This is a genomic window from Bacillus sp. EB106-06-01-XG163 (genome assembly GCF_058791615.1).
Genome location: NZ_JBYTDS010000008.1, coordinates 38411 through 64749, shown reverse-complemented (window position 1 = coordinate 64749; position 26339 = coordinate 38411). Strand labels below are relative to the sequence as shown.

The following is a 26339-nucleotide window of genomic DNA, read 5'->3' as shown; positions in this document are numbered from 1 at the left end:
TTTTTTCAGGAATGATCACGGAAAAGGACGGATACAGATGAAACAAAGGATCATCGAAGAATTAAAACGAATTGAAGCACAGCACGGCGTCAAGGTGCTTTACGCCGTAGAATCAGGGAGCCGCGCATGGGGATTTCCGTCAAGCGACAGCGACTACGATGTACGGTTTCTCTATGTGCCGAAAAAAGAATGGTACTTTTCGATCGAACCGCATAGGGATGTCATAGAAGAGCCGATTCATGACATGCTTGACATCAGCGGCTGGGAACTGAGAAAAGCGCTGCGGCTTTTTAAAAAATCAAATCCGCCTCTTTTGGAATGGCTCTCTTCTGAGATGATCTATTATGAAGCTTTCTCAGCGGCTGAAAAGCTTCGAAAACTGAAAATCCGCGCCTTTTCGCCTGAAGCCGGCATCTATCATTATCTCAATATGGCAAAACGGAATGAAAAAACGGAATTGCGGGGCAGTGAAGTGAAGATTAAAAAGTATTTTTATGTTCTGCGTCCTCTCCTTGCCTGCAGATGGATTGAAACGTTCGGCTCCGTACCGCCGATGTCATTTCCCGTACTGGCCGATGCCTTATTGACAGATGAAGCGCTCATTTCTGAAATCAATACACTGCTTACAAGGAAAAAAAGCGGTCAGGAGCTGGCTCCGGAACCGAGAAATACGATCATTCATGCATTTATAGAAGAAGAAATAGAACGCATCGGGCACTATGTCAAAACGATCAAAACGCCGAAACCTGACATAACGGAGGAACTGAATCGGCTATTGATTCAGACCGTCGAAGAGGCGTGGGGGGAAAAAGGCGGAAATTGACGATTGCCGTCATTTCCGTCCGCCTTTTTTCGGCATAATCCGCCTGCTATCTAAGAAGCTGATTGTGGTAAAACCACAAAAATTTATCAGAATCTTTGTATTTTTAGAATATTGTGAGAGGATGTTTTGTCCATTTACAATAGACTCATACAAATACTTCTTAGATTGCGGGGTGTTAAGGTTGGAAGTGATTACAAGAGATTTTTTCTTATTTTTATCCAAGAGCAGCTTTCTCAATAAGATGGCGCGAAGCTGGGGAAGCCGTGTGGCAGCCGGCAAAATCATCGGAGGAATGGATTTCCGCAGTTCTATCCCGACAATCCGACATTTGAACAGCCAGGGGCTGTCAGTTACTGTCGATCATTTGGGGGAATTTGTCAACAGCGGTGATGTCGCGAAAGAACGCACCGAGGAGTGCATGCAGACCATCGCCTTAATCGCTGATGAACAGCTGAATTCCCAAGTGTCATTAAAAATGACGTCTTTAGGTCTTGATATAGATCTCGATCTCGTCTATGAAAATATGACGAAAATCCTCCAGACGGCTGAAAAACATAAAGTCATGGTGACGATTGACATGGAAGATGAAACGAGATGCCAGAAGACGCTGGATATCTTTAAAGACTTCCGGAGCCGGTATGAATATGTAAGCACCGTGGTGCAGGCCTATCTGTACAGAACGGAGAAGGATCTTGATGACCTCAGCCCGCTGAATCCGTTTCTGCGGCTTGTCAAAGGGGCCTATAAAGAATCGGAAAAGGTGGCCTATCCTGAAAAAAGCGACGTCGATGAAAATTATAAAAGACTCATCCGCAAACAGCTTTTAAAAGGACATTATACGGCAGTTGCCACGCATGATGACAAAATGATCGAGTTTACAAAACAGCTTGCCAAAGAGCACGGCATTCCAAACGACCGTTTTGAGTTTCAGATGCTGTACGGCATGCGCTCGCAAACCCAGCTCAGCCTGGTGGAAGAAGGATACCGCATGAGAGTCTACCTGCCTTACGGGGATGACTGGTACGGCTATTTCATGAGACGGCTCGCTGAACGCCCCTCAAACATCGCATTCGCCTTTAAAGGAATGACTAAGAAGTAAAAAAGGGAGAGATGACAATGACTACACCTTATAAACACGAACCATTCACGAATTTCCAAGATCAATCGAACGTTGAAGAATTTAAGAAAGCGCTTGCGACGGTAAATGAGTATCTGGGAAAAGATTATCCGCTCGTCATCAACGGTGAAAAGGTAGAGACGGAAGCGAAAATCGTTTCAATCAATCCGGCTGATAAAGAAGAAGTCGTCGGAAAAGTGTCAAAGGCGTCCCAGGAGCACGCTGAGCAAGCGATTGAAGCTGCTGCGAAAGCGTTCGAAGAGTGGAGATACACATCCCCTGAAGAAAGAGCGGCCGTTTTGTTCCGCGCAGCTGCCAAAGTCCGCCGCAGAAAGCACGAATTCTCCGCCCTGCTCGTCAAGGAAGCGGGAAAACCTTGGAACGAAGCTGATGCAGATACGGCTGAAGCGATTGACTTCATGGAGTATTATGCACGCCAAATGATCGAACTGGCAAAAGGCAAACCGGTCAACAGCCGTGAGGGCGAGAAAAACCAATATGTGTACACGCCGACTGGAGTGACAGTTGTTATTCCGCCGTGGAACTTCTTGTTTGCGATCATGGCAGGAACAACAGTGGCGCCGATCGTTACTGGAAACACAGTGGTTCTAAAACCTGCGAGTGCTACACCTGTTATTGCAGCAAAATTTGTTGAGGTGCTTGAAGAGTCCGGATTGCCAAAAGGCGTAGTCAACTTTGTGCCGGGAAGCGGAGCAGAAGTAGGCGATTATCTTGTTGACCATCCGAAAACAAGCCTTATCACATTTACAGGATCACGTGAAGTCGGTACGAGAATTTTCGAACGCGCGGCGAAAGTGCAGCCGGGCCAGCAGCATCTGAAACGCGTCATTGCAGAAATGGGCGGTAAAGATACGGTTGTCGTTGACGAAGATGCGGACATTGAATTGGCGGCTCAATCCATCTTTACATCAGCATTCGGCTTCGCGGGACAAAAATGTTCTGCAGGTTCACGTGCAGTTGTCCATGAAAAAGTGTATGATCAAGTATTAGAGCGTGTCATTGAAATTACGGAATCAAAAGTAACTGCTAAACCTGACAGTGCAGATGTTTATATGGGGCCTGTCATCGACCAAGGTTCTTACGACAAGATCATGAGCTACATTGAAATCGGAAAAGAAGAAGGCCGTTTAGTAAGCGGCGGCACCGGAGATGATTCAAAAGGCTACTTTATCAAGCCGACGATCTTCGCTGACCTTGATCCGAAAGCAAGACTCATGCAGGAAGAAATTTTCGGGCCTGTCGTGGCGTTTTCTAAAGTGTCAAACTTTGATGAAGCTTTAGAAGTGGCCAACAATACTGAATATGGTTTGACAGGCGCGGTCATTACAAATAACCGCAAACATATTGAACGGGCGAAACAGGAATTCCATGTCGGCAACCTGTACTTCAACCGCAATTGTACGGGAGCGATTGTCGGCTACCATCCGTTCGGAGGCTTCAAAATGTCCGGCACTGATTCAAAAGCGGGCGGCCCGGATTATTTGGCCCTCCACATGCAGGCGAAAACAATCAGTGAAATGTTTTAAGAGGGACTGAATGGGCATCCTCCTCGCGGGGGGTGTCCATTTCACCATAAACATATAAAGCGGAGGAGGAAATGCCATAGCAAACATTCAGTTGATTATTTCCATTTGTATTTATATGGCGGGTATGCTGTTTATCGGTTATTTCGCCTACAGACGGACGTCAAATCTGACGGATTACATGCTCGGGGGGCGTTCTTTAGGCCCTGCCGTCACAGCGCTCAGCGCGGGAGCGGCGGATATGAGCGGATGGCTCTTGATGGGGCTTCCGGGTGCTATGTTCTCGACAGGATTAAGCGGCGCTTGGATTGTGCTCGGGCTTGTGCTCGGGGCGTGGGCGAACTGGCTTTTCGTGGCGCCGAGACTGAGAACGTATACCGAAAAAGCGGGGAATTCCATCACCATTCCGGGTTTCCTTGAAAACCGTTTCGGTGATCATACGAAGCTTCTCAGACTGTTTTCGGGTCTTGTCATTCTCGTCTTTTTCACATTTTACGTATCATCCGGCATGGTATCCGGAGGTGTCTTATTCAACAGCATTTTAGGGTTGAATTACCACACGGGACTGTGGGTCGTGACAGGCGTCGTTGTCGCCTACACCTTGTTCGGGGGCTTTTTGGCGGTAAGCTGGACGGACTTTGTTCAAGGGATCATTATGTTTGTGGCGCTTATTCTTGTGCCGATTGTGACGATTTTCCATACGGGCGGCCCGGGGGAAACCGTTGCCGATATCCGTTCCGTCAACCCGGAACTGTTTAACATGTTCAAAGGGACGACCGTCCTTGGCATTATTTCTTTATTTGCGTGGGGGCTCGGCTATTTCGGGCAGCCGCATATTATTGTGCGCTTTATGGCGATCACGTCTGTGAAAGAAATCAAACGAGCCAGACGGATCGGAATGGGATGGATGATTTTGTCTGCACTAGGCGCGCTGTTTACGGGTCTTGCGGGAATCGCGTATTACCACCAGAACGGACTGAAGCTGGCTGATCCGGAAACCATTTTTATTCAGCTCGGCAACATTCTGTTCCACCCGATTATTACGGGATTTCTCATTTCTGCGATTTTAGCGGCCATTATGAGTACGATTTCGTCTCAGCTGCTCGTTACGTCCAGTTCTTTAGTGGAGGACTTGTATAAGTCCATGTTCAGGCGTTCGGCTTCTGATAAGGAACTCGTATTTCTGGGGAGAATGGCAGTGCTTGCGGTGTCAATCATCGCTTTGGTGCTCGCCTGGGAGAAAAACAACACGATACTTGGTCTTGTCAGCTATGCATGGGCGGGATTCGGCGCTTCATTCGGGCCGGTCGTACTGCTCAGTTTATTTTGGAAACGGATGACGAAATGGGGGGCACTCGCCGGCATGATTGCGGGAGCGATTACCGTAATCATTTGGGCGAATGCCGGTCTTTCAGACTTTTTGTACGAAATCATTCCGGGCTTTGCTGTAAGCCTTGCCGCTGTATTTGTCGTCAGCTTATTGACACAGGCTCCGTCAAAAGATGTCACAGATCAGTTTCATGAGTACCGTGATACACTTTCTCAATAAAAGCAAGGAACGAGAGGAAGAAGGGACCGCCCTTTTTCCTCTTTTCACGATACAGAATTCCGGATAATTCCGTTTTGGGAATATGTGAATTTTTTTCTATACAAAAAGTCACCCCGCAGAGTATGATAAAGATAAAAAGAGCATAGGAGAAATAGGTATGGAAGAGCTTTTAGAGAGAGTTTTTTCATTTACGGACATTGATAAATTAATTGATTTCATCAGTTATGAATTGCAGAAGCCCGTTATTCTGGAAAGCGCAGATTTCTTTTTGCTTGCCTATAATTCTTATTACATTAATCACTTCGACTCCGCCAACCAGCAGACGATATTTTCAAAAAAATGCCCCGTGCAGATTTTTGAAAGGTTTCTGAAGGACGGGGTGATCGAAAAGCTGAAAACCGTTCCTGAACCGTTCCGTGTCGAAAAAATAGACAGTATCGGACTGAATCAGAGAGTGGTTGTAAGCGCAAAACATAAAGGCGAAGTGATGGGCTACATCTGGATTCAGGAGCTCGACCGAAACCTGACGGACGAGGAGCTCGATTTTTTATATGAAACTTCATTCCATGTCGGAAAAATCATCTATAAAACGAACCGGCTGAAACAGGAAAAAGAAGAGAGAGCGGAAGACCTGGTGAAACGGGCGATCTTTCAGCAATTCTCCTCTGAAAAGGAGTTCAGGCGGGAAGCGGAAAAGATGAACGCCGTGCTGCCGTCGGTTTTTTCGGTAGTCGTCCTGCACGCCGCAAATGGGGATGGGGAGGCAGTCGAAGATGTGAAGGAAAACATCAAATCGTACTTGAATTTGCGGGATAAAGTCAGTCACGTCTTAACCATTGATTCCAATATTGTCATCGTCGTCGCAAGCTTCTCGCAAAAAAGCTCCGGCACTTCGGCAGCATCTGAATTCATCCACAAACTGCTGACTCATTTTCACTTTCAGAAGATCCCCACTCCCATCTATATCGGAATCGGCAATGAATACAGCAGCATCCTGAAGCTTGGCAAAAGTTATATAGAGGCCCTTGAAGTCATAAAGGCCGCCGAAATTACCGGAAACCAGGAAAATATCCCGTACGAATACAGTAAGCTCGGGATTTACCGCTATCTTGAAAGCATCGAAGAAAAAAACGCCTCACTGGAATATGTAAACGATGATTTAGCGTTATTAAAAGCCAAAGACAGAGAAAGCAGTACCGAACTGCTGAAAACGTTAGAAATCTATCTCCTCAATAACTGCAAAACAAAACCAGCCGCAGAACAGCTTTTTATTCATCAAAACACATTGAACTACCGTATCAAACAGATTCTTGACATGACATCAATTAATTTAAACGACTTCAGGACAAGGTGCCAGCTGTATCTCGATATCATGCTGATGAAAAAGAGATAAAAAAGAAACCAGTCGCCGTACTGGTTTCAGTTTTAATACCTTCCCGCTTATCAATCTCAGAACCTCACTTCTGAATCACTCCTTTTCCGCAAGAGAGAAATGAATAAACACTGCTGCTCGATGTGTGTTATACTTTTATTGATATTGATTCTCAATTAAAAATGTTGAAGTATAGATATAAACGGGAGGCAGAACGATGGCGGAAAATCATGAGGTGTATGACGTCACGATTATAGGCGGAGGCCCGATCGGCCTGTTTGCGGCTTTTTATTGCGGGATGCGCGAGCTGAAAACGAAAGTGATCGAGTTTTTGCCGCGGCTCGGGGGGAAGGTGTCTATGTTTTTCCCTGAAAAAATCATCCGTGATATCGGCGGAATACCCGGGATTGCCGGAGAACAGCTGATTAAGCAGCTGAAGGAACAGGCTGCGACATTTAAGCCGGATATCGTGTTGAATCAGCGGGTGACCGGATTTGAACGGCTGGAAGACGGAACCATTGTGCTGGAAAGTTCCAAAGGGGAAAAGCACTATACACGCACGGTGATTTTGGCTGTCGGCATGGGGACGCTTGAGGTCAATGAACTTGACAGCGCGGATGCGAGCCGGTATTCGGGAAAGAACCTTCATTATAAGGTGGAGAAGCTTGATGCGTTTCGAGATAAGCATGTCGTGATTTCAGGAGGGGGAGATACCGCGGTTGACTGGGCGAATGAGCTGGAACCGATTGCGGCGTCTGTTACCGTCTTGCACCGCAGGGAGGAGTTCGGCGGTTTGGAAAGCAGCGTGGCGAAAATGAAGCGGTCTTCCGTGCGGGTGCTTGCGCCATATCGTCTAAAGCACCTCAACGGCACCGGAGAACGGATCGAGAGCGTCACCGTTTGCCAAACTGAGTCCGGACTTTCTGAAGTCATCAAGCTTGATGAGCTCATTATCAACCATGGGTTTAAAATTGATCTCGGTCCGATGAAGGACTGGGGGCTTGAGATAGAAGAAGGCAGGATTAAAGCTGACAGACATATGCGGACGAATCTTCCGGGCGTGTTTGTCGCCGGTGACGCCGCTCATTATGAAAGCAAGCTCAGATTGATTGCAGGCGGTTTCACGGAGGGGCCGACCGCCGTGAACAGCGCCAAAGCCTATTTGGACCCGCAGGCGGATCAGATGGCGATGTATTCGACTCACCATAAAAAATTGGTGACACAATAAAAAAGGGCTGACCCCCGATGTTGAGTCTGGGGGGTCAGAAAAGCATTCCGGCGTATCAGCTGTGAACGAGCATGTCTTTCATTTCATTTCGTATAAACGCAAATAACTGTTCCTGATTTTTCACGGCGGTAAACCCGCAGCCGGCGGGGACGTCTTCGCCCATGCAGATGACGGGAGGGCGGTTTGCTGACGGATCCGGTGATATGCCGATTTGTTTTCCGGCGCTGATCAAATGCTGAGCGGATTCTTTGCCCATACAGATAATCATTTGCAGAGGAGACTCGCTGATCGTGCGTTCGATCATGGAAGTGAACCGCTCATCTGCGATATGTTCATGGGTGATATAAAACGGGCATGATTTTGAGTCTGACAAGTTTTCTGCTGCTTGACGGCTTCCTACAATGAGTGAATGCGGAGAATCAATTTGACATTCGGATAGGAGAAAGCCCCGTTTTGTCAGTTCCGTCTTTGCGGTCTCAGTCGCTGCATTCAGGCTTGCGGTCACCCGGCGGATGTCGATCTGCTTGAAAGCCAGTGTGTCAAAGAATTCGCATACCGCAAGGCGTGATGTGAAAAATAGTTGTTCAAAGGTGCTGATCTGTTTCAGGATATTTTCGTTTGCGGGCATTTTTTTAACGATCCGCTTCGGCCACTCAATAACATCGGCGCCATACTCGCGCAGCTTGTCTGTCAATGTATGTTCTTCATCGCCATGAGTGACAACCATGATATGCCGCCCGATGAACGGTTTGCTTTCAAACCAGCTGTGTGTTTGAAAATTGACAATATCACCGATGACGATAATGGCAGGGTTGGTGATGTTTTGGCTTTGAACTTTTTCATGGATATCCTGAAGCGTTCCTTTAACGCTCCGCTGCCGCCCCCACGTCCCCCATTGAATGACGAGTACGGGAACGGAAGGGGATTTTCCGTGCTCCATCAGCTGCCGGCATATAAATGACAGATTTTTAACGCCCATGTAAAACACAAGCGTTTGAACGCTTCGGGCAAGCCCTTCCCAGTCGAGATTCGGCCTGCCGTGCAATGATGTATCATGAGCGGTGATCATCGCGAAGGACGAAGCGAAATCACGATGGGTGACGGGGACTCCCGCATACAGCGGCGCTGCGATTCCCGAGGTGATGCCGGGCACCATTTCGTAGCGGATGCCGTGCTGATGAAGCGCCTCTGCTTCTTCGCCGACTCTGCCGAACACACTTGGGTCTCCGCCTTTCAAGCGGACTACGGTGCAGCCCTCCGCCGCTTTTTCAATCAGCAGGGCATTTATCTCAGACTGTTTCATAAAATGGCGGTCGGGCAGCTTTCCGCAATAAATGAACCGGCAGTCCGGTGAGGCATACTCAAGAAACTTTGGGTTTGCGAGCCGGTCATACAAAATAATATCCGCTTTCTCCAGAGCCTGTTTTCCTTTTACGGTGATCAGCCCCGGGTCTCCTGGTCCGGCACCGACAAAATATACGATTCCGTTTTTCATGATGGCGTCATCCCTTCAGCAATTTAAAAAATGAAGGACCACTTGAAAAAGTGATCCGGTCTGATCAATACAGGAGGTATACATTCTCTCCTTCGATCAGTGTTTCGTATGTTTTGACACAGCCATGATCCGGCTCTTGGACTTTTCCGTCTTCTAAGGAGATTTTCCAGTCATGCATCGGGCAGAAGACGTATTCTCCGCTGACGATGCCTTCAGCCAAGACGCCCCCTTTATGGGGACAGCGGTTTTCGACGGCGCGGACGCTCCCGTCAGAAAGTTTAAATACGGCAAGCTCTTTATCTTCTATATATACGGTTTTTCCTAACTCCTCGGGTAATTCGTTTACTTTGCCTATGCAAACCTTTGTCATATCTTTATTAACCATGTCCGTTCCCCCTTACTGTTTTATGAAGTCGTGACGACATTTTCGAATAGATCTTTAGATGCTTTTTTATCTTTAAGGAAGTATTGCCACGGATCTTTGTGGACAGAGAGTGTCTCATTCATTCTGTCGTTGAGCTCCTGACGTTTTTCCGGATCGTTTAATACGGATTGGACATGAGATAAACCGACGCGCTCAAGCCATGCGGATGTCCGCTCCAGATAGTTTGCCGTTTCTCTGTAGTACTGAAGGTAAGCACCCGCATATTCTAAGACTTCTTCATTCGTTTTTACTTTCATCAGCAAATCACCGGCGCGCAAATGGGTTCCGCCGTTTCCGCCGACATAAAGCTCCCAGCCTCCGTCGATGCCGACAACGCCAAGGTCTTTAATACCTGATTCCGCACAGTTCCGCGGGCAGGCGGACACGGCCATTTTGACCTTATGAGGCGTATTGAGCCCTTCGAATTTTTTCTCAAGCGCAATGCCCAGTGCCATGGAGTCTTGCGTGCCGAAGCGGCAGAATTGTTCGCCTACGCACGTTTTTACCGTGCGGAGTGTTTTTCCGTACGCGTAGCCTGAAGGCATATCAAGCTCGGCCCATACTTTCGGCAGGTCTTCTTTTTTGACGCCGATGAGATCAATTCGCTGGCCGCCTGTCATTTTAACGAGCGGGATCTCATATTTGTCGACGACATCGGCGATCTTGCGGAGATCCTGAGAGTTGGTCACGCCGCCGTACATCCGGGGCACGACTGAGTATGTTCCGTCTTTTTGAATATTGGCGTGCATCCGTTCGTTCACAAAACGGGATGTTCTGTCATCCTCGTATGTAGCCGGATTAATCATGCCTAAGTAGTAGTTGAGGGCAGGACGGCATTTGGAGCATCCCTCCGGCGTTTTCCAACCGAGCACGTTCATGATTTCTCTTGTATGGGACAGCCCTTTGGCTTTGATTTCTTCTACGACTTCATCTCTCGACAGTGATGTGCAGCCGCAAATCGCTTCTTTTTGCGCGGACGCGTCAAATTCTGAGCCCAGTGTATATTGAAGAATGTCTTCCACGAGCGGTTTACAGCCTCCGCAGGAACGGGATGCCCCGGTGCATGCTTTGATTTCGTCCGTAGATGTGCAGCCTTTTTCCTGAATGGCTTGAATAATCGCGCCTTTTGAAACGCCGTTGCATCCGCAGATGATTTCATCGTCGCTCATCGCCGCGGTCATGCTTGCGCCTGCTTCCTGATCAAGAGGCTGTAAGATTGATATTTTGGAAGTTTCGGAGATATCGGCTTCTTTTTGAATCATAGAAAACAGGCGGCCGCCCTCGCTGCTGTCGCCGAACAAAACAGCGCCGACAATTTGATTGCCCCTCAGGACGATTTTTTTATAAATGCCGTCCTGCTCATCGAACACTTTAATCGCTTTTTTGTCCTCTGATTCGTTAAAGTCACCGGCAGAGAAGACTTCGACGCCTGATACCTTTAATTGAGTGGAGAGAACGGAGCCTTCATACGGTTTTGTGTCAATGCCGCAAATATGTTTGGCCAGCACTTTTGCCTGTTCATAGAGCGGCGCCACAAGACCGTATGCGATTCCGCGGTGCTCGGCACATTCACCGACCGCGTAAATGTGCGGAATGTCAGTCTGCATATAATCGTTGACAATGATTCCGCGGTTTACCGGAATGCCGCTTTCTGTGCCAAGCTGTGTATTCGGGCGGATGCCGACCGCCATGACGACCAGGTCAGCTTCGATGCTTGTGCCGTCTTTGAAGCGTACGCCTTCGACACGGTCAGTACCGAGAATTTCTTCGGTTTGCTTTTCAAGGAAAAAGGTCATGCCTTGTTTTTCTAATTCGTTTTGCAGCAGGCGTCCCGCCGCTGCGTCAAGCTGGCGCTCCATCAGGAATGGGGCGAGGTGGATGACAGACACGTCCATTCCGAGATTCAGCAGTCCGCGTGCGGCTTCCAAACCAAGCAGTCCTCCGCCGATGACGGCTGCTTTTTTATATTGTTTTGACGCGGCGAGCATCGTGTCTGTATCTTTTATATCCCGGAATGCCGTGACGCCTTGTTTGTCTGCGCCCGGAATCGGAAGGATAAAAGGGACAGAGCCTGTCGCCAGGATGAGTTCATCGTAAGGCTGGATTCTGTCTGCATCGGTGATGACGGTTTTGTTTTCCGTGTCGACTTTGATGACTGTTTCACCGGTATACAGCTGAATGTTGTTTTCTTTGTACCAGTTCCAATCGTTTAACGTAATGTCTTGAATGTCGGTATCGCCTTGCAACACTTTTGACAGAAGGATTCGGTTATAGTTGGGATGAGGTTCGGCCCCGAATATTGTAATCTCGAATTCGTCTTTTGAAACACGCAGTATTTCTTCAATCGCTCTTACCCCGGCCATTCCATTTCCAACAAGGACTAGCTGTTTTTTTCCCATCAGATGATCCGCTCCTTATCTTTGTTTTTTTTTAGCGTAGCACAGCAAAAACAAATATTTAAGATGCATGTTATGAAATGTAACAAAAAATACTAAAAAATCTAAAAATTTTATGAAAAATTATATAGGGCTGATTCGTACCGCACACATCTTAAAACCGGGCATTTTACAGTCCGGATCCAAGGCTTCACCAATTAAGTCGTTGACGTTTTGCGTGTCAGACCAATGGATGGGAACAAACAACGTGTCTTTTCGTACTTTCTCCGACCATCTGCTCCGGACCGTGATGCTGCCCCGGGGGGATTCTACTTTCACGAGAACACGGTCTTCGATATGATAGTCGGCCGCCGTTTTTGGATGGATTTCCACAAAGGATTCGAAATGTCTTGCAGCCAGGGCGGAGCTTTTTCTCGTTTGGACACCCGTTAAGTAATGAGACATCACCCTTCCTGTGGTTAAATAAAGCGGATAGCCGGCGCTCGGTTTCTCTTTCGGGACGGCCGGTTCATTTGGAATCACGCTTAATTCAGCTCTGTGATCGGGATGGGCAAATGAGTGCTCAAACAATCGCCCGGTTCCGGGGTGATCCGCTTCAGGACATGGCCACTGAATGCCGCCTTCCCGCCTGAGCCTGTCATAGGTGATGCCTGCGTAATCAGCGATTCCGCCGCGGCTCGCTTCTCTCAGTTCGTTAAAGATTTCCTCCGCCGACGTATAGGAAAAATAATGCCCTTTACCAAGAGCGGAGGCAATGTCACAGATGATCTGCCAATCATGTTTCGCTTCTCCGGGGCAGGTGCGGCTCGCTTCTCTTAATGTCACGCGGCCTTCTACATTTGTCATCGTGCCTTCGTCTTCCAAATAAGAGGAGGCGGGTAAAATCACATCCGCGAATGCCGCGGTCTCAGAAATAAATAAGTCAACTGCGACAAAAAATCTCAGTTTCTTGATTGCCTGCTTGACGAAATTCGCATTTGGGCCGGAAACAGCCGGATTGGAACACATGAGAAACAGTCCTTTGATGTCGCCGCTATCTATTTTTTCTATCATTTCATAGGCTGAGACGCCTTTTCGCGGCAGCTCATCCTGATGAATCCCCCACACCTTCGTAATATGCGCCCGGTGTTCTTCAATTTCGATAGAACGGTAGCCCGGAAGCTGATCCGCTTTTTGGCCGTGTTCTCTCGCGCCTTGTCCGTTGCCTTGACCGGTAATCGCCCCGTAACCTGAGAAGGGCTTGCCGATTTTTCCCGTGATCAGCACTATATTTAAGAAAGCTTTCACTGCCGCGGTACCGTCAGTCTGCTGTTCGATCCCCCGCGCTGTAAACAGCATGCCGGATGTTTCCTTGGCAAACTTCACGGCGGCCTTTCGTATATGCTCCAAAGGAACACTTGTCTGCTCGGAGATCTCTTTCAGATCCAAAGCGTCGGTATGCCGTTTGAGCTTATCGAATCCGTTTGTTCGTGTGCGGATAAAGTCTTTGTCTGTAAGCTGTTCGTCAATGCAGATTTTGACGAGTCCGTTTGCCAAGGCGGCGTCTGTACCGGGCTTGATTTTCAGGTGAAGATCGGCTATTTTGGTCGTCGCCGTTTCCCGGGGATCAATGGCGATAATGTAAGCCCCGTTTTCTTTCGCTTTATCAAAATACGGCATGATCGTCGGCTGGCATTCGGCGATATTGGTGCCTGCCAGGATAATGACACGTGTATGCGGAATGTCCGATAATGGATTCGTCAGGCCCCTGTCCGCGCCGAATGTCTGGCCGGCCGCCGTTGCTGCGGCAGACATACAGAGCCGCCCGTTGTAATCGATGTATTTCGTCTGTAAGCCGACCCGTGCGAACTTTCCAAGCAGATAGGCTTCTTCATTTGTAATTGAGGCGCTCCCATAGACGGCCATCGCATCATTGCCGTGTTCGGTTTGGATCAGATTGATTTGTTCCTTAATGCGATTCAGTGCTTCAGCCCAAGAGACAGGCACAAATTCACCGTTTTTTTTAAGCAGGGGGCGTGTAATGCGGGAAGAGTGCACGGCATGCTGATGGGCATTCATGCCTTTTGTACATAAACGGCCATGTGTCGTCGGATTATCAATGCCGATTGCAGTGTATTTCTTCCGTGCCGCGAAGGTTTGTTCCGTAAGCTGCATTTTGCATTGCATGCTGCAGAACGGGCATTGCGTCTCATATGTTTTTTCCGATTGGACATCTTGCAGTTTGTCACGGAAATAACGGAGCATCGGTTCAGTCAAAAAGCTTCATCCTTTCGTATGGCGTTTTCCCGGCAGACAGGTTTTGCAGCAGGGATATGTCTGAACGGAGATTTTTCAGAAGCTGTGTCCGCATATCTTCTTCAAACAGCATTTCTCTGATATGGACGAGGCCGAGTCTGTCAACCCATTGATAAATCGCTTCGTTGTAGTGAGCTGTTTCGCGATAATATTGAATAAGGCCTTTCATCATAGCGGCGGTACTGTCTTCGTTATCCGTCACACAAAAAAGGCTGCCGGCGCGGGCTTGTTTTCCGCGGACGCCCCCGATATAAATCTCCCAGCAAGTTTGTGTCTGAAGCGCGCCGATATCCTGAATGTAAGCATCGGTGCAATTGTTTTCACATGACAAGCTGACGGATACATAAGCGGGTACGGCAAGCGTGTCGGTATCTCGTTCAATCCTGCTTGCCAGCTCTTGAAAGGAGCGATGCTGTCCGCACGTACATGCTTTGATTTGCATCGTCCAGCGGTGCCGGGGGGAGAAAACCGGCATGTTCAGTGCTTTTCTGATGCTTGCAAGGTCATTTGGCCTGATTCCGGAAAGCCTCAGCCGGTGACTGTCAGTCATCGAAACCTCGGGGATGCCGTATGCTTCGATGACGTCTGCGATGTTTTTGAGCTCTGCCGCACTTGTCAGTCCGCCGTACATTTGCGGAATCAGGGTGCATGTCTCTTCTGCCGATATTTCATTGAACTGCATAAAATCAGGCCGCGTCCTTTCCAAGTAATAGTGAAGCGCCGGAATACAAATGCGGCAGCCGTTTTCTGTTTTCCAGCCGATCTCTCTCATTACCTCGGCGGCATCAGTGAACGGACGGCGGCGAATTTCGGCGATGACTTCTTCTTCCGTCAAATCGGTGCAGCCGCAAAACGAAGGCTGGCGGGAGGGTTTTGTGTAATCATCGCTTGCCATATACTTCAGCAAGTCTTCAACGAGCGGCCTGCATCCTCCGCAAGATCCGGACGCTTTTGTCATGTGCTTCACTTCCTCCGCGGTTTTTAAGCCATATTTGTTCACCGCTTCTTCAATGGAGCCCTTGGTCACTGAGCTGCATTGGCAAATGGTTTCATGGGGAGGCATGGATTCAAAGGATATACCGCCTTGATCCGGTTCCATGAGCTGTTTTTTCACGATGGAAATATCTCTTTGCTTCACAAGACTGTCGAGAAGCCGCTGTTTACCGCGCGTGTCCCCGAATAAAATAAAGCCGGCCGGTTTATCGTCCTCAAAGAGCGCTTTTTTGTAGATGCCTGCATGCTCATCATGGAACAATATGCCGGCTGTGTGCTCATCCTCGTGCACCTTTCCTGCCGACCATACATCAATACCGGCTATTTTTAAGGCCGCAGATTGTGCAAAGCCTTGAAACCCTTCGCACGGGACGCCGCATAGATGCTGCGCGAGCACTTTTCCCTGTTCATAAAGCGGCGCCGCCAATCCGTATACAATCCCGTCATGCTCCGCGCATTCACCGACGGCATACACATTCGGTTTGTTCGTCTGCATGAATTGATTGACGATGATTCCCCTGTTCACTGAAAGTCCGGCAGATGGAGCCAATCGGATATTGGGCCTCACACCGGCGGCCATGACAATCAGGTCTGCTTCTATGGAAGAACCGTCTTTGAAACGGATGCCTTCCGCCCGTGAGTTCCCTGTAATGGATGCCGTGCCTTTCTCTAAAAGAAAGACTAAGCCTTTTCGTTCCAGCTCTTTCTGCAGCAGGCGGGATGCCGTTTGATCAAGCTGTTTTTGCATAATGGCGGAAGAGTGGTGAATGACGCTGACGTCCATGCCGAGCTGCCGTAAGCCGACGGCCGCTTCAAGACCTAATAAACCGGCGCCGATGACCGCCGCCTTTTGATACCGGCCGGCCGCATTGATAAGGGATTGGCAGTCTTCTATTGTCCGAAAGCCGTACACACCTTCTTTATCTGCTCCGGGTATGGGTAGAATATAAGGAGAGGAGCCCGTTGCAAGGATGATTTGATCGTAAGTCATGCTGCGCTTTCGATCCGTTGTGACAACCTGCCGTTCTGTATCAATGTGTACAACCGTTTCTCCCGTGTAAAGCGTAATTCCGTTTTTTTCGTACCATTCGCGGCTATTCAGCGTAATGTCATCAAGCGAAACCTCACCTTGTAAAACGGAGGATAAGAGAATGCGATTGTAATTGGGATGAGGTTCGCTTCCGAAAATGACAATCTCAAACATGTCACGGTTCATCTTTAAAATGTGTTCAATACAGCGGATTCCGGCCATTCCGTTCCCTGCTGCAATTAATCGTTGTTTCTTCATTCGCCAAACCTCCTTTGCAGCTGCCAGTAAGATTGCTTCTCTATGAGAAATTATGGCACATTGCCTGATTAACGCATTAAATGTGTCGCATTATCTTACACATGTCTTTTCCGGTGAATGCCCGTCATATATTCTTGATTCAGCAATTTGAAATGATAGAAGACCGGAAAGGAGAATGTTATGAAGCTGTCGGAATTAAAAACAAGCGGTCATCCGCTCACTCTGCTCTGTTCCTTCTTATATTTTGATGTGAGTTTTATGATTTGGGTAATGCTGGGGGCGCTCGGCGTTTATATTTCTCAGGATTTCGGGTTATCTTCTTTTGAAAAAGGGTTTGTCGTGGCTCTGCCGATCTTATCAGGATCTGTGTTTCGGATCATTTTAGGTGTGTTAACGGACAGGATCGGGCCGAAGAAAACAGCCGTGATCGGGATGCTGATCACGATGATCCCGCTGCTTTGGGGGGCATTCGGCGGCCGTTCTTTGACTGAGCTGTATGCGATCGGCATTCTGCTGGGCGTAGCGGGCGCAAGTTTTGCTGTTGCGCTTCCGATGGCGAGCCGGTGGTATCCGCCTCACTTGCAGGGGCTTGCAATGGGGATAGCAGGTGCCGGCAACAGCGGCACTTTGTTTGCGACATTGTTCGGTCCCCGCCTTGCGGAACAGTTTGGGTGGCACAGTGTAATGGGAATTGCGCTTCTTCCGTTGATGATCGTTTTTATACTGTTTATCGTCATGGCGAAGGACTCTCCTGCACAGCCCGCACCGCAGCCGCTTAAAAACTACCTTCACGTGTTCAGGCAGAAGGAAACATGGTGTTTCTGTCTTCTGTACGGCGTCACTTTCGGAGGTTTTGTGGGATTATCAAGTTTTTTGGCGATTTTTTTCGTTGATCAATATCAATTGTCAAAAATCCATGCCGGTGATTTCGTCACAATATGTGTCGCAGCGGGCAGTTTTTTTCGCCCTGCAGGAGGCTGGATTTCAGACCGGGCGGGAGGTGCGAAAGTTCTGGCTGTACTGTTTGTCATCGCGGCTCTGTGTATGGCGGGAGTCAGCAGCCTGCCTCCGCTTTCAACGGTGATCGTTCTGCTGTTTATCGGAATGATGGCGCTCGGTATGGGCAACGGAGCGGTATTTCAGCTTGTCCCTCAGCACTTTGCAAAAGAAATCGGAATGGTGACGGGAATTGTCGGAGCGGCCGGCGGCATAGGAGGTTTTTTCCTTCCGAATATTTTAGGATCATTGAAGCAGATGACGGGAACTTATGCGATCGGTTTTATCTCTTTCTCATGTATCACATTGCTCGCATTTGTGCTTGTTCTGGCCGCAGGCTATTTTTGGAGAAAAAGCTATGGCACTGAAAACAGTCCTGCGGATGTTTAAGTTTGGGCGGAAGACACGTATGACAGCGTGTCTTTTTTATGATTGATTATTTTTCACTTGATTTTAAACGGAGAATACATCAGAATAAATAGTAACGATTACGATTTATAATAATGTACATCATGATGATAATAAGGCAGGTGCAGGGTATAAATCGTAATCATTCTATTTTGTCAGGAGGCTATTTTATGAAAAAAATTCCGGTTACAGTATTGAGCGGCTATCTTGGTGCCGGAAAGACGACCGTTTTGAATCATATTTTACAAAACCGCAACGGTTTAAAAATTGCCGTCATCGTCAATGACATGAGCGAAGTAAATATAGACGCGGGCTTGGTGAAGCAGGGAGGCGGCTTGTCAAGGACGGATGAGAAACTCGTAGAATTATCCAACGGCTGTATCTGCTGCACGCTGCGTGAAGATTTATTAGTCGAAGTTGAGAAACTCGCGAAAGACGGCAGATTTGATTATATTGTGATTGAATCAACAGGGATCAGCGAACCGATTCCCGTTGCCCAGACATTTTCTTATATAGATGAAGAAATGGGCATTGATCTGACAACATTCTGCAGGCTGGACACAATGGTGACCGTGGTGGATGCAAACCGCTTCTGGCATGATTTCCAGTCCGGTGACAGCCTTCTTGACCGGAAGGAAGCGGTAGGAGAAGAGGATGAACGGGTGATTGCCGATTTATTAATTGACCAAATCGAGTTTTGTGATGTACTCATTTTAAATAAATGCGACATGGTGGGCGAAAAAGAGCTTGAACAGCTGGAAACGGTCCTTCGCGCATTACAGCCCCGCGCCAGACTGATCCGGTCCGTCCGCGGAGAAGTGCCTGCCGAATGCATATTGAATACCGGTTTATTTGAGTTTGAGGAAGCGAGTTCATCAGCAGGATGGATAAAGGAGCTGACGGCAGGTCATGAAGCGCACACTCCGGAAACGGAAGAGTACGGCATCACTTCGTTTGTGTACTCGCGGCGTCTGCCGTTTCATACCGCTCGTTTTGACAGCTGGCTGCATCAATCAATGCCTGACAGCATTGTGCGCGCAAAAGGAATTGTTTGGTGCGCAACCCGCAACAGCCTTGCGCTGCTGATGTCTCAGGCGGGTCCGGCGGTTTCGATTGAGCCTGTTTCTTATTGGGTGGCGGCAATGCCGAAACTTGAGCAGGAGCAGATCAAACAGCAGGAACCGGAGATTCTGGAAGATTGGGACGACCAATTCGGAGACCGTCATACGAACCTGGTGTTTATCGGAACAGATTTAGATGAAGCAGCCATTACAAAGGAATTGGATCAGTGCCTGCTCACGCCGTCTGAGTTCGATTCCGACTGGTCGCAGCTTGAAGAACCTTTTCAATGGGATATTCAGCGGGCCGAATAACATACCGGCCAAGTTTAGAAGCAGGTGAAAAGGGAAGGAGTGATGAAAAAGGAGCTGACCAAGTGTGAAAGCACTGACATACCAAGGAAAAGAACATATGGAAGTGAAAGAAGTCCCGGCACCCGCCATTCAAGATGAGAGAGATGTCATCGTTCGAATCACCGCAACCGGGATATGCGGTTCAGACCTTCATTTATATAAAAACGGAATACCCGCCGATCCGGGTTATATCGTCGGGCATGAGCCGATGGGAATCGTTGAAGAAACGGGCAGTCAAGTCAAAAAGCTGAAAAAAGGCGACCGGGTCGTGATTCCTTTTAACATCGGCTGCGGAGAATGTCATTATTGCAAGCACCAGATGGAAAGCCAGTGTGATGAATCTAATCCAAATCCTCATACAGATGCCGGCGGCTTATTCGGTTTTTCGGAGTTTAACGGTAATTATCCCGGCGGGCAGGCTGAATATTTACGTGTTCCTTATGCTGATTTCTCTTCTTTTCTGGTTCCGGCAGACAGTGAGCTTGAAGATGAGCAGGTGCTGCTTCTGTCAGATGTCATGCCGACCGCCTTTTGGAGCGTCCAGCACAGCGGAGTGAAAAAAGGAGATACAGTCGTGATTCTGGGATCAGGTCCGATCGGCTTAATGGCGCAAAAATTCGCGTGGAAAAAAGGAGCTAACCGGGTTATCGCAGTTGATCAAGTCCCGCACCGCCTTGAACATGCGAGACGCATAAACGGAGCAGAGACCTTCAATTTTTCAGAACATGATGAGATCGGGAAACTGCTGCATGAACAAACGTCAGGGGGCGCGGATGTAGTGATTGATTGTGTCGGAATGGACGGCACGCCGCTTTCAAAAGAAAAAACAGAGCAAAAACCGAATCAGTTCGGAACGATCAGTCCGATTCTTACAGCATCAGAAGCCGTTAAGAAGTTCGGAACCGTGCAGCTCACGGGCGCATACATTTCTGAAGCGGACGGCTTTCCGCTCGGTGATTTTTTCACACGCAACGTTTCTTTAAAAATGGGCCAGGCACCCGTTATTCATCTGATGCCGATGCTGTATCAAATGATCGAACAAAATGAAATTGATCCGACGGATATCATTACACACAAAATGAGTCTTGCGGAAGCTCCTGCTGCATATGATATATTTGACAAAAAAGAAGATGGCAACATTAAAGTGATTTTAAAGCCATAGCGAGGAGAAACACGATGAATATTTACAGACCGGCGGGATTTTGGATCAGATTGGGAGCCGTGGTACTCGACTATTTAATTACTTCAGTGCCTTTGGCGATTATTTTTATGCTGGCAACAGGAAAAGATCCGAATGAGAGCACAATGATCAGCATCATTTTGACTCTTTATGCTATTTTGCTCCCTGTATACTGGAACGGTTATGTTATCGGCAAAAAGATCTGCGGTATCCGCATCGTCAAAAAAGACGGCACTCAGGTAGGCTTCCTCACTATGATTTTGAGAGTGCTTGTGGGCGGCCTGATATATGGCGTGACGTTTGGAATCGGTGTGATCGTGAGCGCATTCATGGTCGGAATGAGAGAAGACAGACGGTCAATCCACGATTTTGTAGCGGGAACGTATGTCACATACGCGCTGCCGGACGAATCGATTGAAAAGAGCGAATAATTTCGCTCTTTTTTTGCATAAAAAATGGATGAGGGAGCAACATATAACAAACGTTAAAGGAGGAAAGAGTCATGAAAAAAGCTGCATTGTCTTTAGCTGCGTTTTTCATTACAGCAATGGTTTTCACAATGCCGGCACACGCCGCCGGAACAAAAATGCCTTCAACCATGTCACTCACGGAACAGCAGAAAAAAGAAATTGAATCACTTGAAAAAGAAGTGCTCGAAAAACGAAAACATGTCATATCCAAATATGTTGAGTACGGAGTCCTGCCGAAAGAAAAAGCAGAACATATTAAACAGCATATGGATAGGCGCTTTAACATGATGAAACAAAATGGGTTTGTCCCGAAGCCTCCGCCTCATAAATTGGAAAAGCGGCACCATCATTCTTAAGCATCCGGCAAGCCGGATGCTTTTTTGTTTTTATCGGGATTGCTCTGAAACGCGTTTCATAACGTATGATATCAATATCATACGCATCAGGAGGATGAAACACATGATACATAAAAAACAGGGCCTGTTCCCTGATACATTTCTATGGGGGTCAGCCTCGGCTGCCTATCAGGTTGAAGGAGCCTGGAATAAAGACGGTAAAGGACCTTCAGTATGGGACTTATTCACGAAAATACCGGGTAAAACGTTTAAAGGCTCAAATGGCGATACAGCAGTCGGCCATTATGAGCGTTATAAAGAAGATATCGCCTTGATGGCAGAAATGGGTTTGAAAGCTTACCGCTTTTCTGTCAGCTGGCCGAGAATTTTTCCGAATGGCAGAGGGGAAATCAACGAATCAGGGATCGCATTTTACGAAGACCTGATCGATGAATTGATTTCTAACGATATTGAGCCGGTGCTGACTCTTTATCACTGGGACTTGCCTCAGGCGCTGATGGATGAATACGGCGGCTTTGAATCAAGAAAAATTATTGATGATTTTAATAATTACTGTATTGCGTTATACAAAAGATTCGCCGGCAAGGTGAAATACTGGGTCACGTTAAATGAGCAGAATTATAATTTTCATAACGGGTTTATTACAGCTACACATCCGCCCGGCGTAAAGGACAGAAAACGATTTTATGAAGCCAATCATATCGCATTTTTAGCTAATGCCAAAGCGATTGAATCCTTCAGACAATATGTTCCTGGCGGCATGATCGGCCCGAGCTTCGCTTATTCACCGGCTTATCCGCTTACAAGTCATCCTGAAGACATAACTGCATTTGAAAACGCAGAGGAATTTATGAATCATTGGTGGCTTGATATGTATTGCCGGGGGACTTATCCGCAAATTCCTTTCAATTATTTAAAGGAAAAGGGATGGGCGCCCGCCATTGAAGCCGGGGATATGGAATTGCTTGCAAAAGGCAAGCCGGATTTTATCGGTGTTAATTATTATCAGACGATTACGTACGAAAGAAATCCTCTTGACGGTGTATCGGAGGGGAAAATGAACACGACTGGTCAGAAAGGGACAAACCAGGATACTGGTATACCGGGGCTGTTTAAAACGAAAAAGAATCCTAACCTCGTGACGAGTAATTGGGATTGGACGATTGACCCGATAGGTCTGCGCATCGGCCTCCGGCGTATAACGAGCCGCTATGAGCTGCCGGTTTTTATAACAGAAAACGGGCTGGGGGAATTCGATAAAATAGAAGAAGACGGCTCAATTCAGGATGATTACAGAATTGACTATTTACGCTCCCATCTTGAACAGTGCAGAGAGGCCATTAGTGACGGAGTTCATCTCATCGGCTACTGCAGCTGGTCATTCACGGATCTATTAAGCTGGCTGAACGGCTATCAAAAACGCTACGGTTTTGTCTATATCAATCGAGATGAAGAAGATGAAAAGGATTTGAAACGGATCAGGAAAAAAAGTTTTTATTGGTACCAGAATGTAATTGAAACAAACGGTAAAAGTTTATAAAAGTTCCCTGAGAGAAATAAGATTCTCTCAGGGCTTTCTTTTACATTGCGGCTGCATCAATAATATACGTATCCGCATGAAGATCGGATATTTCGGCAGGCACTGAATAACAGGTAAGGCTGTATCGGCCTTTCGGAATATGAAAGAAAAGCCGCTTTGACATCACGCTTTCAATCTCAATTCCATCTTTTACAGCCTCAAAGGGAACAGTCGCTTTTTTCTCATAGGATGGTACCGGTTCACTTGTGTTAAGCCTGAGGACGATAAATGCCCTCGTATTTCTCCTTGCCTCAAATGAAACAGCTCCGTCAGCTTCCGCATATCCTTTTTCAATGGCTTCATCGGTCCAATCGATAACAGGCGGTTCTGAATCTTTTTGGAAGATTGTAAATTGATGATAAGAAATGGCCAGTTCTTGCGGTTTCCATGATTTATTCAATGCGCTGTTCCTCCTGTTTTTTACTTGATTTTAAATAATACTCTCGTTCCGTCGGGATCATTGGTAAGCTGGTGTCCGACCCAAGAGCCGGCTCCGCGGTTGTCTGCCGGAGAAATATATTCTACGGAGGCGTTGTTTCCGCCCTGTTTACAAACCGCCATCGGCCATTCATCCCTATCGTATCCCGTTTTGACAGGCACATGTTTAAGAGATTGCTCACGCCGCTTATGTACTCCGTCTCTGTCAATGGTGCATATGCTGGAATGTCCTTCTTTTATCGCGTCCTTAATATGCTTTGCTGTTTCCGGATATCGATCGGACGGAAATAAGATTACTTTGTCGTAATCACTCTTCTGAACGGTCTGCTCGTTATCTGAGAAAAGATCACCCTTGATCAGGGCCGCGACTGCTCCGGCAATGATGATAAGAACAAGCAGCAGTGCTTTTAATGTTTTCAAGAGTATCAATCACCTCCAGTTTTAATTGCTGTAAAGCTGGTCCAAGAATAAAGCAGAATCGGCCGGCTGTAAAGCTGTTAAAATATATTTCTCAGCCGCAATTCAGCTGAATATCTGTAAAACCATCCGCACAAATCAACTTTATTCATTAAAAATTCAATCAGAAAGTGTTTTTTGCCGTTTCCCTATTCAGAAATGAACGGTTGCGGGTGTATCGTCAATTGACTTATTATAGCGATAAGCTCACCGGCAGGATATCTTCGTCTGCGAGTGTCCGACCCGAAAACCTTGGTCTGCATGACCGTGCGCAACAAGACGATAAAAAGACGGCCATCTGATAAGAAGGCCGTCAGCAAATCATTCCAGATTCGCATGCTTTGTAAACATGTCTGCTGAATTCAATTCTTTTTTCTCCATGATTTTTAGAATAACCGCATCGTAAAACAGCAGAAGAGTTTGTTCGAATAAAGAACCCATCGGCTGAATCGTCTTTCTGTCTCCGCCGGTCTCTTCCTTAGGAGAGCCGGGAATCGTTATTGTAAGATCCGCAAGTTTGCCGAGACTTGAGTCGGGGTTAATCGTTAATGCAGTGATGATGCCGTTAAGGCTTTTGGCTTTTTCAGCCGTATGAAGCAGACTTTTTGTTTCGCCTGAGCCTGAGCCGATGATGACGAGACCGCCTTCTTGGAGGGGAGGGGTAAGCGTCTCACCGACGATGTAAGCGTTCAGACCGATGTGCATCATCCTCATGGCGAACGCTTTAGCCATAAAGCCGGAACGTCCCGCTCCGGACGTGAAGATTTGATCTGCCGATAAAATCTGATCCGCAAGCTTGTCAGCTTCACTGTCGGATATTAATGCTGCGGTGCGGGATATTTCATTTAGTATTTCATGTAAGTATTCAGTCGTTTTCATGATCCTTGTGTGATCAGCTGTTTCATTTTAGCAGCAGCATCCGCTTTATTGTCAGCTCCCGTAATGCCTCCGCCGACAATGATTAAATCTGGGTTTTGTTTGATGGCTTCAGGAAGCGTATCAAGTTTAATGCCCCCGGCAATTGCGGTTTTAGCGCTCTTGACCGCTTTTTTAATCGCCGTCAGTTCCTCAAATGAATTTTTTCCTTCTGCTTGAAGATCATAACCTGTGTGAACACAAATATAATCAACACCGAGTTGGTCAATTTCTTTTGCCCGTGTTTCAAGGTTTTTTACGTTAATCATGTCGACGAGGATTTTTTTCTGCTGTTTTTTTGCTTCGGCAACCGCCCCTTTGATCGTTGAGTCGTCTGTCGCTCCTAAAACGGTGATGATGTCGGCTCCCGCTTCTGCCGCTTTCATAATCTCGTAACCGCCTGCATCCATGATTTTAAGATCGGCAAGCACTTTCAAGTGAGGAAAGGCTGTTTTCATTTCCTGCACGGCTTTCAGTCCTTCATTAATGACAACGGGAGTGCCGATTTCTACAACATCTATATATGGTTCGACCTCTTTCACAAGTTCAATTGCTTCCGGGATATTCACTAAGTCTAATGCCAGCTGTAATTCCACTTTATATCCACTCCTCTTTTTTATGTATTTCCATTCTATAGAGTGCCCCGCATGTTGAGAAGTACGCACTTTGAAGTCTAATAGTTACTTTGAGGATACTGTCCCCGCAGGCAATGCGCTTTGTTTCAGCAAAACTGCGTGGTAGTATAAACTGATGAAAGTTGTGTGAAAAAGTAAGCGTGTATGAATAGATGATGACCGTACAAAAAGTAAGAGGAAGGAGAATTGTCCGTGAGCCGAATGGATGAGAAAACGTTTAATTGCGAAAAGGAATTGACGCTTGCCGTGATAGGCGGGAAGTGGAAAATGCTGATTATGTGGCACTTGGGAAAAGAAGGGACGAAGCGGTTTAATGAGCTGAAAGCTTTAATTCCGGATATTACGCACAAAATTCTTGTGAATCAGCTCAGGGAGCTGGAGCAGGATCTGATCGTTCACAGGGAAGTTTACCCTGTCGTCCCTCCGAAAGTGGAGTATTCTTTAACGGCGCAAGGAGAAAGCCTTATGCCGATTCTGGACGCCATGTATAAGTGGGGAAAAGATTATATGGAATTAATCAACATTGATAAAACTGCAATAAAGGAATCTTTTTGAAGTGCTCTATGTAAAATAGAGTGCTTTTTTTGCGGTTTAATGAAATCATATTGCGAACATTCGGACCGTTTGTTTCGGTTCTTGCGCTGTTTTTTCCGGGTCAGCTTACGTACGTAAATTTTTTTCATTCTGCCATAACTGGATATTCGACAGATTTTCATTATAGTTTAAAGATTTTTAATTTTACGTAAATAATATTTTTGAAAATAAATTGCGGGATGCCGCAAAATACCCTCTGAATTCGTCGGATTTTTTTTCGGTGTGCCGCATGAAACTTTTCACCCATTTTTCGGTGATAAAAACAATATTTTCATATAAAGTGAACGTAAGTAGATATATAGAAATACATGCAGAAATAGGTAAACCTTTCGTGCTTACAATCAATGGCTTTTTGTCTTGATTTCTCATAAATTTG

At 47.1% G+C, this 26339-nt stretch carries 22 protein-coding genes; 13 read left to right on the top strand and 9 right to left on the bottom strand.

Annotated elements, in window-relative coordinates; all coding sequences use genetic code 11:
- The first annotated feature begins 37 nt into the window (after positions 1-37).
- The 6 genes from AC3WTF_RS11365 to AC3WTF_RS11340 all read left to right on the top strand — a co-directional run bounded on the left by AC3WTF_RS11365 (position 38) and on the right by AC3WTF_RS11340 (position 7633).
- Entirely contained in the window at positions 38-823 is a 786-nt protein-coding gene (locus tag AC3WTF_RS11365; protein WP_011996301.1) for a nucleotidyltransferase domain-containing protein, read from the top strand.
- 187 nt (positions 824-1010) lie between these two features.
- Entirely contained in the window at positions 1011-1922 is a 912-nt protein-coding gene (locus AC3WTF_RS11360; protein WP_087920787.1) for a proline dehydrogenase family protein, read from the top strand.
- A 17-nt stretch (positions 1923-1939) separates the two neighbouring features.
- The gene (gene pruA / locus AC3WTF_RS11355; protein WP_011996302.1) at positions 1940-3487 is read left to right on the top strand and encodes an L-glutamate gamma-semialdehyde dehydrogenase; all 1548 of its coding nucleotides are present in this window, start codon (positions 1940-1942) and stop codon (positions 3485-3487) included.
- Between the two features lie 91 nt (positions 3488-3578).
- Positions 3579-5033 carry a sodium/proline symporter PutP gene (putP, locus tag AC3WTF_RS11350; protein ID WP_015239118.1) on the top strand — a complete coding sequence of 485 codons (1455 nt, stop codon included), beginning with the start codon at positions 3579-3581 and terminating at the stop codon, positions 5031-5033.
- 157 nt (positions 5034-5190) lie between these two features.
- Complete coding sequence (gene putR / locus AC3WTF_RS11345; RefSeq protein WP_003156600.1) at positions 5191-6426, top strand: proline utilization transcriptional regulator PutR; 1236 nt, start codon at positions 5191-5193, stop codon at positions 6424-6426.
- Between the two features lie 196 nt (positions 6427-6622).
- Positions 6623-7633, top strand: a complete 1011-nt coding sequence (locus AC3WTF_RS11340; RefSeq protein WP_015239119.1) for an NAD(P)/FAD-dependent oxidoreductase — start codon at positions 6623-6625, stop codon at positions 7631-7633.
- Positions 7634-7688: 55 nt separating this feature from the next.
- Here the strand turns inward: AC3WTF_RS11340 and cobA are convergent, their stop codons facing one another.
- The 5 genes from cobA to nirB all read right to left on the bottom strand — a co-directional run bounded on the left by cobA (position 7689) and on the right by nirB (position 16524).
- The gene (cobA, locus tag AC3WTF_RS11335; RefSeq protein WP_492314261.1) at positions 7689-9128 is read right to left on the bottom strand and encodes a uroporphyrinogen-III C-methyltransferase; all 1440 of its coding nucleotides are present in this window, start codon (positions 9126-9128) and stop codon (positions 7689-7691) included.
- Positions 9129-9192: 64 nt separating this feature from the next.
- Positions 9193-9513: a nitrite reductase small subunit NirD gene (gene nirD / locus AC3WTF_RS11330; protein ID WP_007409365.1), complete on the bottom strand. Its 321-nt coding sequence runs from the start codon at positions 9511-9513 to the stop codon at positions 9193-9195.
- A 20-nt stretch (positions 9514-9533) separates the two neighbouring features.
- Positions 9534-11951 carry an NADPH-nitrite reductase gene (gene nasD, locus AC3WTF_RS11325; RefSeq protein ID WP_020955297.1) on the bottom strand — a complete coding sequence of 806 codons (2418 nt, stop codon included), beginning with the start codon at positions 11949-11951 and terminating at the stop codon, positions 9534-9536.
- 120 nt (positions 11952-12071) lie between these two features.
- Positions 12072-14204 carry an assimilatory nitrate reductase catalytic subunit NasC gene (nasC, locus tag AC3WTF_RS11320; RefSeq protein ID WP_326254675.1) on the bottom strand — a complete coding sequence of 711 codons (2133 nt, stop codon included), beginning with the start codon at positions 14202-14204 and terminating at the stop codon, positions 12072-12074.
- Complete coding sequence (nirB, locus tag AC3WTF_RS11315; protein WP_032867337.1) at positions 14197-16524, bottom strand: nitrite reductase large subunit NirB; 2328 nt, start codon at positions 16522-16524, stop codon at positions 14197-14199. Before nirB ends, nasC begins: the two co-directional genes overlap by 8 nt.
- 180 nt (positions 16525-16704) lie before the next feature.
- On the opposite strand from nirB, the gene AC3WTF_RS11310 reads away from it, so the two are divergent.
- From AC3WTF_RS11310 to AC3WTF_RS11285, 6 genes are all read left to right on the top strand, one after another.
- Positions 16705-17910, top strand: a complete 1206-nt coding sequence (locus AC3WTF_RS11310) for an MFS transporter (protein ID WP_015239123.1) — start codon at positions 16705-16707, stop codon at positions 17908-17910.
- 188 nt (positions 17911-18098) lie between these two features.
- The gene (locus AC3WTF_RS11305; protein ID WP_042634803.1) at positions 18099-19301 is read left to right on the top strand and encodes a GTP-binding protein; all 1203 of its coding nucleotides are present in this window, start codon (positions 18099-18101) and stop codon (positions 19299-19301) included.
- Positions 19302-19365: 64 nt separating this feature from the next.
- The gene (locus AC3WTF_RS11300; RefSeq protein ID WP_007409359.1) at positions 19366-20502 is read left to right on the top strand and encodes a zinc-dependent alcohol dehydrogenase; all 1137 of its coding nucleotides are present in this window, start codon (positions 19366-19368) and stop codon (positions 20500-20502) included.
- Positions 20503-20516: 14 nt separating this feature from the next.
- Entirely contained in the window at positions 20517-20951 is a 435-nt protein-coding gene (locus AC3WTF_RS11295) for an RDD family protein (protein WP_007409358.1), read from the top strand.
- Positions 20952-21067: 116 nt separating this feature from the next.
- Positions 21068-21346, top strand: a complete 279-nt coding sequence (locus tag AC3WTF_RS11290) for a YckD family protein (RefSeq protein WP_263612330.1) — start codon at positions 21068-21070, stop codon at positions 21344-21346.
- 103 nt (positions 21347-21449) lie between these two features.
- The gene (locus AC3WTF_RS11285; protein WP_042634804.1) at positions 21450-22886 is read left to right on the top strand and encodes a glycoside hydrolase family 1 protein; all 1437 of its coding nucleotides are present in this window, start codon (positions 21450-21452) and stop codon (positions 22884-22886) included.
- 40 nt (positions 22887-22926) lie between these two features.
- Here AC3WTF_RS11285 and nin read toward each other — a convergent pair whose 3' ends face one another.
- The 4 genes from nin to hxlA form a co-directional block, all read right to left on the bottom strand.
- Positions 22927-23325 carry a DNA-entry nuclease inhibitor gene (gene nin, locus AC3WTF_RS11280; RefSeq protein ID WP_020955304.1) on the bottom strand — a complete coding sequence of 133 codons (399 nt, stop codon included), beginning with the start codon at positions 23323-23325 and terminating at the stop codon, positions 22927-22929.
- Between the two features lie 20 nt (positions 23326-23345).
- Entirely contained in the window at positions 23346-23783 is a 438-nt protein-coding gene (locus AC3WTF_RS11275) for a NucA/NucB deoxyribonuclease domain-containing protein (protein ID WP_003156588.1), read from the bottom strand.
- A gap of 357 nt (positions 23784-24140) precedes the next feature.
- Positions 24141-24698 carry a 6-phospho-3-hexuloisomerase gene (gene hxlB / locus AC3WTF_RS11270; RefSeq protein ID WP_007409354.1) on the bottom strand — a complete coding sequence of 186 codons (558 nt, stop codon included), beginning with the start codon at positions 24696-24698 and terminating at the stop codon, positions 24141-24143.
- Positions 24695-25330 carry a 3-hexulose-6-phosphate synthase gene (gene hxlA, locus AC3WTF_RS11265; RefSeq protein WP_015239130.1) on the bottom strand — a complete coding sequence of 212 codons (636 nt, stop codon included), beginning with the start codon at positions 25328-25330 and terminating at the stop codon, positions 24695-24697. Before hxlA ends, hxlB begins: the two co-directional genes overlap by 4 nt.
- A gap of 231 nt (positions 25331-25561) precedes the next feature.
- Between hxlA and hxlR the strand changes: the two genes are divergently transcribed.
- The gene (hxlR, locus tag AC3WTF_RS11260) at positions 25562-25924 is read left to right on the top strand and encodes a transcriptional activator HxlR (RefSeq protein ID WP_007409352.1); all 363 of its coding nucleotides are present in this window, start codon (positions 25562-25564) and stop codon (positions 25922-25924) included.
- The last annotated feature ends 415 nt before the right edge of the window (positions 25925-26339 follow it).